Below are 12,831 nucleotides of genomic sequence, written 5' to 3' on the forward strand. Positions count from 1 at the left end.
GTGTACGGCCAGGCCGACGTCGGCCCCTTACCCGCGACCGTTCTTAGCAGCCTGCACCGCCGCCTGCGCGGCAGCCAGCCTGGCGATCGGCACGCGATAGGGCGAGCAAGACACGTAGTCGAGGCCGATCTCCTCGCAGAAATGGATCGACGCCGGATCGCCGCCATGTTCGCCGCAAATGCCGAGCTTGATCTCCGGCCGCGTTGCCCTGCCTTTTTCGGCCGCCATCCGCACCAGTTCGCCGACGCCTTCGACGTCGAGCGACACGAACGGATCCTGCTCGATGATGCCCTTCTGGCGATAGGTCTCCAGGAACGAGGCCGCATCGTCGCGTGAGATGCCGAAGGTGGTCTGGGTCAGATCGTTGGTGCCGAAAGAGAAGAATTCGGCGGCCTCGGCGATGACGTGGGCGCGGATCGCGGCGCGCGGCAGTTCGATCATCGTGCCGGTAAGATAGGTGATCTTGACGCCGGTTTCCTCCATCACGCTCTTGGCGACGGCATCGATCCGCACCTTGACGTAGTCGAGTTCCTTCACCAGACCGACCAGCGGCACCATGATTTCCGGGACCACCAGCGCGCCAGCCTTCCTGCCGGCTTCGACGGCCGCCTCGAAAATGGCGCGCGCCTGCATCTCGGCAATTTCGGGATAGGAAACCGCAAGCCGGCAGCCGCGATGGCCAAGCATCGGGTTGAATTCGTGCAGGGCCTCGGTGCGCTGCCTGAGCTTGTCGGGCGACACGTTCATGGCGGCTGCGACTTCGGCCACCTCTTCCTCGGTCTTGGGCAGGAATTCGTGCAGCGGCGGATCGAGCAAGCGGATCGTCACCGGCAGGCCGGCCATGATCTCGAACAATTCGAGGAAATCCGAGCGCTGCATGGGCAAGAGTTTTGCGAGCGCCGTTCGCCGGCCCTTCTCCGTGTCGGCCAGGATCATCTCGCGCATGGCAACGATGCGGTCGCCCTCGAAGAACATGTGCTCGGTACGGCAAAGCCCGATGCCTTCGGCGCCGAAGGAACGCGCCATGCGCGCGTCGAGCGGCGTTTCGGCGTTGGTGCGCACCTTCATGCGGCGCACGGCATCGGCCCATTCCATGATGGCGGCGAAATCGCCCGAGAGCTCCGGCTGCAACATTGGTACAGCGCCTTTCAGCACCTGGCCGTTACCGCCGTCGATGGTGATGATATCGCCCTTGCGGAACGTCGATCCCATCGCCATCAGCGTGCCGGCCCTGTAGTCGACGCGCAGCGAGCCGGCGCCCGACACACAAGGCTTGCCCATGCCGCGCGCCACCACCGCAGCGTGGCTGGTCATGCCGCCACGCGTGGTCAGGATGCCTTCCGCCGCATGCATGCCGTGGATGTCCTCGGGACTGGTCTCGATGCGCACCAGAATCGCCTTGCGGCCTTGCGTCTTGAGCTCCTCGGCATCGTTGGAGGAAAACACGATCTCGCCGGTGGCTGCCCCCGGAGATGCGGGCAGACCGATGCCGACGACATCGCGTGCCGCCTTCGGATCGATGGTCGGATGCAGCAACTGGTCGAGCGAAGCCGGATCGATGCGGGCGACGGCTTCCTCCTTTGAAATGAGCTTGTCGCGCGCCATCTCGACGGCGATTTTGAGCGCCGCCTTGGCGGTGCGCTTGCCGGACCTCGTCTGCAGCATCCACAATTTGCCGCGCTCGATGGTGAATTCGAGATCCTGCATGTCGCGGTAGTGCTTTTCCAGACGGTCGGAGATGGTGACGAAAGACTGGAAGGCTTCCGGCATCAGCTTCTGCAGCGACGGCTTGTCGGAGCCGGCGGCAATGCGCGCCGCCTCGGTGATGTTTTGCGGCGTGCGGATGCCGGCGACGACATCCTCGCCCTGCGCATTCACCAGGAACTCGCCATAGAGCATCTTTTCGCCGGTCGACGGATTGCGGGTGAAGGCGACGCCGGTGGCCGAGGTCTCGCCCATATTGCCGAAGACCATGGCCTGGACATTGACCGCGGTGCCCCAGCTTTCGGGAATGTCGTGCAGGCGCCGGTAGGTGATGGCGCGGTTGTTCATCCAGCTCGAAAACACGGCGCCGATCGCGCCCCAGAGCTGCTCGTGCGGATCTTGCGGAAACGGCTTGCCGAGTTCCTCCTCGACCTTGGCCTTGTAGAGCGCGATCACGCCCTGCCATTCGATGGCGGTCAGTTCGGTATCGAGTTCATGGCCGAGCCCGCCCTTCTGGTCTTCGAGGATTTCCTCGAACACCTCATGGTCGAGGCCCATGACGACATCGGAATACATCTGGATGAAACGCCGGTAGCTGTCGTAGGCAAAGCGGGCGTCGCCTGAATCGGCGGCCAGCGCCTCGACCGTCTCGTCGTTCAGGCCGAGATTGAGCACGGTGTCCATCATGCCGGGCATCGAAGCGCGGGCACCGGAACGCACCGACACCAAAAGCAGTTTTGAGGGATCGCCGAAACGGCGCCCGGTCAGCCGGCCGATATGATCCAGCGCGACCGCGACATCCGCCTCCAGCGAGGCCGGGTAGGTGCGGCCGTTGGCGTAATAGGCGTTGCAGACCTCGGTGGTGATGGTGAACCCCGGCGGCACCGGCAGGCCCAGGCTGCACATTTCGGCCAGATTGGCGCCCTTGCCGCCTAGCAGGTTCCTGTCGCCGGCACGGCCTTCCGCAGCGCCGTCGCCAAAGGTGTAGACCCATTTGGTCATGCTTGCTCTCCGGTTGCAGGAGATTGAAAAAATTGGCGAAGCCGAAGTTCCGCCGCGTCCCTGCACGAGCGATATGATGCTGCAGTGCGAAAGGCAAGGCGTCGGCAAGCCAGCCGGCTTCTACAATCGATTAAGAAAAAGCGATGACAAAAAGACTTGCGGCTCGGCGGCCAGTTGAATGAAACAAAACAGGAACTATGGGTAACGCCATAAGACTGACCGGAGAACTCGAAGCCCTGGGCGCCGTCGAAAATGCCGGCGGCACGATCGTCAAGCCGATCTTCTCATTCCCCGGCAGGCGGTTCCATTTCGTCAATCCGGCCGGCAATGAAATCGCCGTTTGGGGTGAATAGACGCCATCGCCCGACAGAAGACGATGATATGCGAGCCAATCTGCGGGAACCGGTGGATCAGTTCCGCGCACTGGCCATTCTCGGCCATTCTCGGCATTGAGCTTTCCGTCGGCTCGTCCTATAAGGCCGCGCGCAGCGGGCATGTTGCGACTGTTGGGGCGTAGCCAAGCGGTAAGGCATCGGTTTTTGGTACCGACAATCCCAGGTTCGAATCCTGGCGCCCCAGCCAATTATTTTATATAGTAAAATCAAGTACTTATATGGATTTCAATTTCCTGATGTTGGGCATTCTAGGTCACCCGCTAGGTGTCATTCGACCGCGCCGGGATCAGCGGGAACGCCCTCGATAAAATCGCCATTGAGAGGCTGGAACTGCTTATGGAATTCGCGAAGTGATGTCGCCCAAACCTTGCCGCTTTTCCAGTCCGCGACACGGTAGAGAACGGTGCTGCTCCGCCTAATAGTTTAAAGCTACCGTTGATCAAAGGGGGATCAGAATGCGTGCAGTCGCCCGCTAAATTCAAGCGGGCTGTCCGCGTGTTTGATGGCGCTTACCGTAAGGCTGTTCTGAGTAAGGTTAGTTGCCAGGCCGGGAAGGCCAAGGACCCGGATAGTTACCAGTAGATGCCCGCCTTGAGCCAATCCATATCGCGGGAATTACTATGGCCGCAGGGCAGCGAAGCGGGCCGGTGGTTGACGGCCCGGCTTTCAAGAAATTCGGGAGCGGAGTCCAATCTTCAGGCGCCCATTGTGGCCAGCTCTTCATCGACTGCTGCTTGATACTTCGTCAGACCCCTCCGGCGTCTCGCTTTGCCAAAATCCTTGGCCTCGATAGGTACAAAGCCTTTATCACGAGCGATGCATATTGCTTGACCGGGAGCGGCCTACGTACTGCCATCGGGCTCCGAGTTTCGCGAGGATTGATCCGTCCGCCGCATATCAAGTTCATTGGCCAAACGGTCATAAGCATCGGCACGGCAACAATGACGACGAGGAACGATAGCGGCAGGCCCAGGCGTGGATAGTCGCCGAAACGGTAGCCGCCCGGTCCCTTAACGAGCGTATTGCACTGGTGGCCGATCGGGGTGAGAAAATCGCAGCCCGCGCCTCCCGCGCCGCGATGCAACGAGAAGACGAAGTGGAATTTCGCATCCATCGGCGGACGCGCCGCCGGCCTCATTTTGGTCAAATCCCCACTTGAGGCATGAGGAATGCAACATTTTGTCTAAATTTATCAGGATAATTCAAACCAGAACCTAAAGTCCTGTGGGTACAACGCACTCCAGAACAATAACATTGGAGGCTAGCACATGACGTTTTCTACTGCGCATCGGAACCGTATTAGAAGAGTGGCGATTGCAGCGATCGGGCTTGCTGTTTCCGTGGCTCTCGGCGCAAACGCGCAAGCAGGCGAAATGCGTAAGCCAGAGGGAGAGACACGGTCCGTCTACCTTGTCAAATATCGGGTTAACAACGATGTTCGCTACAACAAGAAACCCGTCGGCAAGCTCGTTAAAATATCAGCATCCCGGTACTTGAACAGCAACCCCTATGTCTGCACTCCGAGCGGCTTTGGTCAGAAAGCGCGTTGCTACACTCGGAGGGTCTCGAATCAGCCAGGCGTTTAATGTTGGACCTGGTTTTGACAGAAGCCGCCGCGCCTGAAGCCGCGGCGGCTCCGTTTTTGCGCGGTTATCGAGAATTCGCCTCAAGATGCGAAACTTCTTTGCTTACCCGATTACCTTTGACCAGTTTGCGCGCCTCATCGTCCCGGCGAGCGGGATTGTGACGAAAGACATACCATTTCCCACCGATGAAAGGCTTCTGATAAACGACGCCATGTTTTTCACGGTGCAGGAAACATGTGATTGCACCGCTTCTTGCCAGACTCCCTTTCGCTACTTTGCTGGTCCAGAGAGCGCGCATGCAGAGCTTGCCCCCATTGGTCGCATACCAGTTTCCCTCCGCATAGGACCATGCTGCCCGTTTGCGCGACCAAGCGGCGAAGGGCTTCCTATTTGCAGAGAACAGCCCGCGAGCAGTTGTCTCGGCAGAATAGAACCCACCGCCGTTTTGCCATTTCCAGGTGCGGCCGGCATAGAGCTTTTCAACCGCTGAGGCCTTCATCGGCGTCGCGGCAGCGGCGCGTTTTTCTATAGCGTCGCCCGCCGGTTGTTTGGGAGCGGCGTAGGCATTGCCTGCAAGCAAGAACACAAACAGCACCGCACTTGAGATAATCGAACGGATCGAAAACATTTTACTTCCTCTCCACCAAGGCAATTCCAGTAAGACTGCGTAAGAGTCCTGCGTTGGAACCGCATAGAAATAAAGGGATGGAGCGGTTCGGCCATCTGGTGAAAGCCGAACCACTCCGTCGAACGACTTGGATCAGTCCAGCGGATGGTCGGCCACGCGCCAATCGGGCCGGCCGACATTTCTCGGCCATGGATAGACTTCACGATCGTTGAAGTAGACAACGGCTGTCATGTCCGGGAACTCGGCATGCGGCTTGTTTGCTTCCGCGGCCCAGTCACGAGCATATTCGTCGTTACCTTCGTAGCCAAGCTCCGCAATGGCGATTGGTTTGCCGAAGCCCGTCACACGGTCATAACCCGGCTTTGTGCGCTCCACAAAAGTCGTATCACGACCGACCTCCAACTTATCATAGGGCTGATAGCCAAAGACGGACAGACCGATAATGTCGACATACTTGTCGCCAGGATAGAAGGCTTCCAGTCCTTCTTCTCCTTTCGGTGACCACATGTATTGGGCCGACGGAAGATGCTTGCGGCATACGTCGATGACATGCCTGTAGGCGTTCACATAACCTTCAGCATTCCAGAAAGCCCAGGTGAATTGCCCGTCATTATCTTCCATTTCCTGCGCCCAGCGGATAGTGATGGGGCTTTTCAGCTGCGCTGCCGCAGAGCAGACCGCTGACATATTGGCATCGTAGCGCCCGCCCAGAATCCCGGCGAGCAAATCCTCAGGACCTACACGCCAGTCCCGCGCCCAGGACCACGGCTCGACCGTGATCAACAGGGAACGTCCACGCTCACGCGCATAGGCGTCTGCGGCGCTGAGCGTTGCCAGATCCACATCTTCCCAGGGAAGAAAAAGGTGTTCGATTTTTGAGTTGGAATCGTTGGTATAATCCGCGTGCGGATCGTAGGCGCCGGGGGTTACGGAGTCAGCCGTGATGATGGGACGCTTGTCCCGAAACTGATTGCGGCTGTCGACACTCGCTCCCGACACGCCGCTGGCTGCATAGACACCACCGGAAATGCATGCGCTGCAAAACAAGGCTGCTGATAGTTTAAAGAGACTTTTCAAGGCCCCCTCCCTTTCTTACTGTTCAGATTGCTGTGCCGCACCAAGCGCGGCTTTGATGGCATCGAGTTGACGGGAAACCAGATCGGTGGACACTAGCTTGCTGGCCTCGTCGTCTTGGTGGACCTCGGCATTACGGAACGCATACCACTCACCACCGGGCTCGCGCTTCTGATAGATCGTTCCATTATCGATGCGATGCGAAAAGCAGGTCTTGGCGGGAAATACACCCTGTTCGGAATGCCATGTCGCGTTGAGACACATCCAACCTGTCTCGGTGATGATCCAGCGGCCTTCCGCCCAGGATTTGCCCGTCTCACCGTCGGTCCATGCCGAAAATTGCCGGTCCGCGCCCACCATTCGTCCGGCTCCGCTGTCCCACTGCCAGCTCTTGTCTCTATAGAGATCGTAGATTTCGCCTGCTGTCATGCGACGTGCCCCTTCCGGCAGAACGGAAACCTGTGAGGAAGAGGCAAAGGCCGGTGCAGCAATGCAGGACACTGCCCAAGCGACTGCTGTCAGCATCCGGAAACCTGACAGCAATAGAGCCCTTTCAGATTTAGAAAGTGCCACCGGAACCTCCTGCCATCTCAAGATGAGCGGCGCCCGCCGTTTGTCCTCGATGGGCGTATCCGGTCGCATGAGGCCGCGCGGCCGGGATATTGTCATGCTGGGTCGTAGCTGGAGCGACCGATGGCCGAAACACGGAAGCCAATCTTTTCCGCAACGCCTCGTAAATCGGTACGATGCCGCGTACGAGGCCATCTATTTTCTGAGCGTTCTTGTCCACGCATGCAACTTGGTGGCCCCAGGCCGCGAAGCATGTGCCGCTGACCAAACCGACATAGCCTGTTCCAATGATTGCGATCTTCATGTGTTGATTGCCTTCTATCGCTGATTTGAATTGCTGGGAGCATTGGTGCGCCAACGTGGATTGAAGATGGTTTTGTGAACAGCGCGACCACCGACGCCTGCCCCGGCAATTGAGAAGCTGTCGTCGAACAGGGAAAAGCTTTTGGTTCCCCAGGCGAGCGCCTCGATGCCGTCGCGTCCACGCTCGACCGTGGCGAAGCTGGTAACCATCAAAAGGGTCATGAAACTGCTTGCCAGCGCGGGGCGATAGGCGCGGCTTTTCATCCGCACGTCATTCTCCCTGCCATGCTGCAGCAAGATCATGAAAATCAGCAGCAAGTAAAAGCAAGCATTGATGATGGCGAAGACGAAAAATCCGCGCGTTTGATACGCATCCTGCACGAACACGACCGGCAGAACGGAGATCAGGACGACGAAGGCATACGGCGCCAGCACGCGAAACGGTAGCGGATCCACTTCGGACGTGCCTTTTGGCGTGACGCGAAAATCAACAAAGGATCCGGTCATCCAGTCACGGAACGCGGCAAAGGTTCCAGCCAGAACCCACGGCCAGCGCGCCAGCAAAAACAGCATCGCTTCCCAACTAAAAATCTTGCCGTCGATAGGCCGAAATGTGCCACTCGACCGCCACCAGAATGCCAAAAGCAGGATCACAAGCGACTGCGGCATGAAATGGAGCAGAAACTCTGGGTAAGTGACGTTGATGAAATTATCGCCCTGGACCAGCACGATCACGGGCAATAGGAATGTCAGAGCAAGAAAGAAGGCGTAAAGCGGGTACCAGAACTGCGAAAATAGGAATTGAACCTTCAAACGCAGCGGCAAGTGTCCGATCAGTTTTGGTGAGTATTGCAACAGGATCGTCACCAGGCTCCGCGACCACTGGAACTCCTGCGTTACAAGATCGGCAAACGTCCGTGGGCCGTCGCCATGGGCGATGGCATCAAGCGCGTGAGCCCCTCGCCAGCCATAGGCATTCATGAAGAGCGTTGTGGAATGATCCTCGGCGAGTTCTGGCCCCAGCCCACCGATTTCCTTCAATGCCGCAGTGCGCACCGCATAGTGCGATCCGATGCATACGGGCGCGAAGCCATTATTGTATCCGGCTTGCAGTGAACCATGCATGCTCGCTTCGATGTAGAGGCGGCCACGCGCGGACCAGCTTTCATGTGCATTGCGATCGCAAATGCTGGGCGCGGAAACATAACCGATTGTCGGGTCGGCAAAAGGCCGCAACACGTTATATAGGTAGTCCGGTTCGGGAACATGATCGGCATCGAGCTGCGACACAAAATCATATTGGTCGTAGCCATAATGATCGTAGAAGAAAGCCAGGTTGCCTTCCTTGCAGCGTGTGCGGCGAGGCCAGGACTGGCGATGGTAATCGGCGCGACTTTTGCGGGTGGAAACGAATACGCCATGTTCGCGACACCATGCGAGCGTTGCGGGCGATGGATCCTCATCGGCCAGCCACGTGTCGTGAGGCACGTTCTGGGCTAACATGGCCCGCAAGGTTTCGGCCACCACCTCAAAAGGTTCTGATGGAGCCTTGGTGACCACCATGGCAACGCGACTTCCTGCGGAAATACGCAGCCGTCCGTGCGGCCGGCGTGCATTGAAGAAAATGGTGATGAAGTAGACTGGCAAAAGCGTTATCCACGCCAGAAGCGCCGTCACCAGAATTGAGCCGACCATGTTGGTGTGGGTGGCTCCGAAAACCCACCATTGCCAGAAGAATGCGACGGCCATCGCCCACAAAACCGCACCCAAAATGTACTCGACGCGCTTTCGGCCGGTGAAGACCGGCATCATCAGGGGTTCTTCCCTGCTAACAGACAGCGCGATGCGCGGCGTGCTCATGAGCGCACCTCGAGCCCGAAGAAGGGAGCCGCTGTGCGAATTATCGTATCGAGATCGGAATAGAGCGCCTGAAAGCCAAGTTTTTCGGCAGCGAGCGCCGGATCGGCATAAAGCACCGGAGGATCGCCGGCACGACGAGCGCGCATCTCGACCGGCACGTTACGACCTGTCAGCCGGCTGATCGCTTCGAGAATTTCCTTGATGGATGTACCACGCCCGCTGCCAAGATTGACGGCCAGATTGCCACCGCAGTTGATCAGATGTTCGAGCGCCAGAACATGCGCGCGCGCGAGATCCGCGACATGGATATAGTCGCGAATGCAGGTGCCGTCGGGCGTATCGTAATCCTGGCCATAGACTTCGAGAAAATCGATCCTGCCTGCAGCGGCCATCATGGCTCGCGGAATGAGATGTGTTTCTGGATCGTGGGTTTCGCCGATTTCCCCGTCGATATCCGCGCCGGACGCATTGAAATAACGCAGCGCCACGTAGCGCAGCGCATAGGCAGCCGAATAATCGGCAAGCATTTGCTCCGCGATGAGCTTCGTGCGTCCATAAGGATTGATCGGGCGCTGGCTCTCGCCTTCGCGGATCGGCAAGCGATCCGGAATGCCATAAGTGGCGCAGCTTGACGAGAAGATGATATTGCGCGTTCCGCTTCTCTGGCAGGCGTCCAGCAGCGATTGGGTCCCGTTGACGTTGTTCTGATAATATTTTGCCGGTTGCTCTACGGATTCGCCGACATAGGCCGATGCAGCAAAATGGATCACCCCGATAGGGCGATACTCATCCATGACGTGGGTCAACCGCTCCGAGTCAAGGATGTTGCCTTCAACGAAGGCGCCCCATTGGACGGCTGACCGGTGACCCGTGGATAGATTGTCGTAGACAATCGGATCATAACTCTGCCTGGCCAAAAGCTTGGCTGTATGGCTGCCGATAAAGCCGGCGCCACCAACGACAAGTACGTTCTTGCCGGACATCAGGCGGCCTCCGCCAGCTTTCCGGAGGGCTTCCTCAACTGCCGTTCGAAATAAGCGATCGTCGACTTCAGCCCATCGGCCAACGCCACGGTCGGCTCCCATCCAAGTTCTCTCTGGGCCACTGTGATGTCGGGCCGACGCTGGCGCGGATCGTCCACGGGCAACGGGTGATAGACGACTTTGGAGCTCGAGCCGGTCATTCCCACGATCTGCTCAGCCAACTCACCGACTGTAAATTCGCCGGGATTGCCGATGTTGACAGGCGTGTGGATCGCCTGAGGGCTGTACATGAGCCGGTAGAAGCCTTCGATCAGATCGTCCACGTAACAGAAGGAACGGGTCTGCGACCCGTCGCCGTAAATGGTGATGTCCTCGCCCTTGAGCGCCTGCACGATGAAGTTTGAAACGACCCGGCCGTCATCCGGGCGCATGCGCGGACCATAGGTGTTGAAGATGCGCACGATACGGATGTCGACGCCGTATTGCTGATGAAAATCGTAGAACAGAGTCTCGGCAGAGCGCTTTCCTTCGTCATAACAAGAGCGCGGACCGAAGGAATTGACATTGCCCCAATAGCTTTCGGGCTGCGGATGCACATGGGGATCGCCGTAGACTTCCGAGGTGGAAGCCTGGAAAATCCGCGCCTGGTAATGTGCTGCCAGTTCCAGAAGATTGAGCGACCCGATCACGTTCGTCTTCATCGTATGGACCGGGTCGGCCTGATAGTGCGGCGGTGAAGCCGGGCAGGCGAGATTGTAGATCTCGTTGACCGGCAGATCGAGCCGTTCCACGATATCGTGGCGCACAAAGCTGAACGTGTCGTAGTTCAGGAGGTGGCGCAAATTCTCTAGCCGCCCCGTGGAAAAATTGTCTACGCAGATAACAGAATGGCCGTCTTGCAAAAGACGTTCGCACAGATGTGATCCGAGAAAGCCGGCCCCGCCTGCGACAAGCACCCTCCGTTGCGAGGAAAGATCAGATTTCAACTTTGCAGACTGAAATGCTATACTCACTGGAACACCCCATTCATTAGCCATCAGTACCAAAATGAAGACATGCAGGTGTCTATTATGCACTGAGACTTCAGGTTTTCTTTCTGAAGTGAATTTGATGATGTCCTATACCTCCCCGGTTCCTACGTTGCGATATCAGGGAATCCGGAAACTTTTCACAGCGTCCATTTTTGCAGCTGACCCGCCGCAGACATTTGTTTTTTGATGGAGACGGTGGGCTTCAAGCGATTCGATTGCCTGTGCCGAGATCGGTGCTGCCAAAGGCCTTTATCTCGAAGCGAGCCAAGAAACCCATTCATGGTCGGTTCAGGATCGAGCCGCCAAGGGCTAAGCTTTGTTGACTTGGTGCGATATAATTAACTACTCTTCAAACAGTGATCCTTAAATATATCTAATGATTTTGTTTATCTTATAAACAATACACTTCGGAGGTGACGTGAGGTTGGCATGCTGCAGATGGGTCGTGGCTGGAGGCAGTGATGTCGGATAAGACGGTCCCACCTAACGACAGGGAGCCGACATCTGTCGAACGTCGCCGCTGGCCGCGGATGTCGCAGGATCCACTCGGTGAGGACGAGGTGGAGAAGGCCGTCCTGACGTCGTTGCGCTTTGGGACGGAAATCCTTCCACCAATCCAGCAGTTTGCTGCCTGGCGGGAGCATATGGCGATATTGATGGATTCGCGTCTGCCGAACAATGTGAATCCCGAGGATGGATTTGTCGTCCAGCAGGCGGTGTGGAATCTGGGCGGCATGCTTTTGTTGCAACAAACCGTTCCGGCCTTCAGTTACGAACGCTCGCCAGACGCGGTGCGGTTCAGTCCAATTGACCATTGGCAGATCACCGTTCTCCGCGCCGGTCGCACCTGGACCGGAGTTAACGGACGTGTCGCGCAAAATGAACCGGGCATGATTGAAATCCGCTCGCTCGGGCATCCGTTTAGCGGGCGGGCCCTGGCAACGGAGTCGATCAGCCTGATCGTTCCCGTCGATCTGTTTGCCGATAGAGGTAGCTTGCCGGCGGCGAGCAACAACGTCGTTTTGGGTGGACACCGGGCCAAACTGCTGATCGATCTTATGTCAAGCGTTGAAGCCAATCTCGATCGCTTCACGCAAGACGACCTTCCTAGAATCAAGGACCGTTTGCGGAAAATGGTATTCGACGCGGTTACACCCTTGGTGGATCGTGATGACGGCAACGATCAGATCTCACAAATCGGATTGATGACGCGGGCGAGACGCTTCATTTCGAGCAATCTTGCCTCGCCCGACCTGACACCGGATGCTCTCGCCCGGGAACTGGCGACCTCGAGGACACGGCTCTATGAGCTTTTCGAAACGTCCGGCGGCGTTGCGAATTACATTCGTCGACGACGTCTATCCGCAGCTCATGCAATGTTAGCGGATCCTTCCGACACCCGAAAGGTCGCCGAAGTTGGTCTAGCAATCGGCTTTGATTCAGCGGCGAATTTCAGTCGAGCTTTCACGCAGCAGTTCGGGTATAGCCCGAGCAACATACGCAAGCAGTCGTCCGAAGACTACATGTACCCGGATAGGCAAACAGGTAAGAAACCAAAGGTCACATTCGAAAGCCTGCTGCAAACGCTCGGCCTCTTTTGAGGATGGCGAGGAGCATATATACGATGCACACTAAGGATGTTCGATGACGACTTCGGACATCTAAGCAATCGACCAACCTTCTATCCCTATAATT

The 12,831-nt window shown here is 57.6% G+C and carries 10 protein-coding genes, 1 tRNA gene and 3 pseudogenes; 5 read left to right on the plus strand and 9 right to left on the minus strand.

The features are described 5' to 3' along the window. Nucleotides 1–27 precede the first annotated feature (27 nt). Complete coding sequence (ppdK, locus tag BQ8794_RS25095) at nucleotides 28–2,706, minus strand: pyruvate, phosphate dikinase (RefSeq protein ID WP_077381287.1); 2,679 nt, start codon at nucleotides 2,704–2,706, stop codon at nucleotides 28–30. On the opposite strand from ppdK, the gene BQ8794_RS25100 reads away from it, so the two are divergent. The 3 genes and pseudogenes from BQ8794_RS25100 (at nucleotide 2,699) to BQ8794_RS25110 (ending at nucleotide 3,288) form a co-directional block, all read left to right on the plus strand. Beyond that, entirely contained in the window at nucleotides 2,699–2,884 is a 186-nt protein-coding gene (locus tag BQ8794_RS25100; RefSeq protein WP_143744679.1) for a hypothetical protein, read from the plus strand. The two genes, ppdK and BQ8794_RS25100, sit on opposite strands and share 8 nt — an antisense overlap. Nucleotides 2,885–2,936: 52 nt before the next feature. Next, a pseudogene (locus BQ8794_RS25105) lies at nucleotides 2,937–3,059 on the plus strand (VOC family protein); the annotation flags it as partial. A gap of 154 nt (nucleotides 3,060–3,213) precedes the next feature. Continuing rightward, nucleotides 3,214–3,288: transfer RNA gene (locus BQ8794_RS25110), tRNA-Gln, on the plus strand. 714 nt (nucleotides 3,289–4,002) lie between these two features. Here BQ8794_RS25110 and BQ8794_RS37465 read toward each other — a convergent pair. Further along, a pseudogene (locus tag BQ8794_RS37465) lies at nucleotides 4,003–4,167 on the minus strand (SLC13 family permease); the annotation flags it as partial. Nucleotides 4,168–4,369: 202 nt separating this feature from the next. Here BQ8794_RS37465 and BQ8794_RS37215 point away from each other — a divergent pair. Then, nucleotides 4,370–4,687, plus strand: a complete 318-nt coding sequence (locus BQ8794_RS37215) for a hypothetical protein (protein WP_077381290.1) — start codon at nucleotides 4,370–4,372, stop codon at nucleotides 4,685–4,687. Between the two features lie 64 nt (nucleotides 4,688–4,751). Here BQ8794_RS37215 and BQ8794_RS25125 read toward each other — a convergent pair whose 3' ends face one another. The 7 genes and pseudogenes from BQ8794_RS25125 to BQ8794_RS25155 all read right to left on the minus strand — a co-directional run bounded on the left by BQ8794_RS25125 (nucleotide 4,752) and on the right by BQ8794_RS25155 (nucleotide 11,142). After that, nucleotides 4,752–5,315, minus strand: coding sequence for a DUF995 domain-containing protein (locus tag BQ8794_RS25125; RefSeq protein ID WP_077381291.1), 564 nt, complete (start codon nucleotides 5,313–5,315; stop codon nucleotides 4,752–4,754). 132 nt (nucleotides 5,316–5,447) lie between these two features. Then, the gene (locus BQ8794_RS25130) at nucleotides 5,448–6,392 is read right to left on the minus strand and encodes a glycoside hydrolase family 26 protein (RefSeq protein ID WP_077381292.1); all 945 of its coding nucleotides are present in this window, start codon (nucleotides 6,390–6,392) and stop codon (nucleotides 5,448–5,450) included. 15 nt (nucleotides 6,393–6,407) lie between these two features. Then, on the minus strand, nucleotides 6,408–6,914 hold the full coding sequence (locus tag BQ8794_RS25135) for a DUF995 domain-containing protein (protein WP_077381293.1): 507 nt from the start codon (nucleotides 6,912–6,914) through the stop codon (nucleotides 6,408–6,410). Nucleotides 6,915–7,119: 205 nt separating this feature from the next. Further along, nucleotides 7,120–7,263: pseudogene (locus BQ8794_RS25140) on the minus strand (UDP-glucose 6-dehydrogenase); the annotation flags it as partial. Between the two features lie 14 nt (nucleotides 7,264–7,277). After that, nucleotides 7,278–9,122 (minus strand): glycosyltransferase family 2 protein, encoded by a 1,845-nt coding sequence (locus BQ8794_RS25145; protein ID WP_077381294.1) that lies wholly within the window; start codon nucleotides 9,120–9,122, stop codon nucleotides 7,278–7,280. Further along, nucleotides 9,119–10,105, minus strand: a complete 987-nt coding sequence (gene galE, locus BQ8794_RS25150; RefSeq protein WP_077381295.1) for a UDP-glucose 4-epimerase GalE — start codon at nucleotides 10,103–10,105, stop codon at nucleotides 9,119–9,121. Before galE ends, BQ8794_RS25145 begins: the two co-directional genes overlap by 4 nt. Then, a complete protein-coding gene (locus tag BQ8794_RS25155; RefSeq protein WP_077381296.1) occupies nucleotides 10,105–11,142 on the minus strand; it encodes a UDP-glucuronic acid decarboxylase family protein in 1,038 nt (345 codons plus the stop codon). Before BQ8794_RS25155 ends, galE begins: the two co-directional genes overlap by 1 nt. A gap of 455 nt (nucleotides 11,143–11,597) precedes the next feature. Between BQ8794_RS25155 and BQ8794_RS25160 the strand changes: the two genes are divergently transcribed. Continuing rightward, a complete protein-coding gene (locus BQ8794_RS25160; RefSeq protein WP_244555095.1) occupies nucleotides 11,598–12,737 on the plus strand; it encodes a helix-turn-helix domain-containing protein in 1,140 nt (379 codons plus the stop codon). Nucleotides 12,738–12,831: the final 94 nt, after the last annotated feature.

The sequence above is a fragment of the Mesorhizobium prunaredense genome (genome assembly GCF_900156895.1).
GTDB classification, from domain to species: domain Bacteria; phylum Pseudomonadota; class Alphaproteobacteria; order Rhizobiales; family Rhizobiaceae; genus Mesorhizobium; species Mesorhizobium prunaredense.

Excerpts from the sequence above, each read along its gene's own strand:
- BQ8794_RS25145 (WP_077381294.1), bottom strand. The coding sequence starts at position 9,122 with ATGAGCACGCCGCGCATCGCGCTGTCTGTTAGCAGGGAAGAACCCCTG.
- BQ8794_RS25135 (WP_077381293.1), bottom strand. The coding sequence starts at position 6,914 with ATGCTGACAGCAGTCGCTTGGGCAGTGTCCTGCATTGCTGCACCGGCC.
- BQ8794_RS25155 (WP_077381296.1), bottom strand. The coding sequence starts at position 11,142 with ATGGCTAATGAATGGGGTGTTCCAGTGAGTATAGCATTTCAGTCTGCA.
- galE (WP_077381295.1), bottom strand. The coding sequence starts at position 10,105 with ATGTCCGGCAAGAACGTACTTGTCGTTGGTGGCGCCGGCTTTATCGGC.
- BQ8794_RS25125 (WP_077381291.1), bottom strand. The coding sequence starts at position 5,315 with ATGTTTTCGATCCGTTCGATTATCTCAAGTGCGGTGCTGTTTGTGTTC.
- BQ8794_RS25160 (WP_244555095.1), top strand. The coding sequence starts at position 11,598 with ATGTCGGATAAGACGGTCCCACCTAACGACAGGGAGCCGACATCTGTC.
- ppdK (WP_077381287.1), bottom strand. The coding sequence starts at position 2,706 with ATGACCAAATGGGTCTACACCTTTGGCGACGGCGCTGCGGAAGGCCGT.
- BQ8794_RS37215 (WP_077381290.1), top strand. The coding sequence starts at position 4,370 with ATGACGTTTTCTACTGCGCATCGGAACCGTATTAGAAGAGTGGCGATT.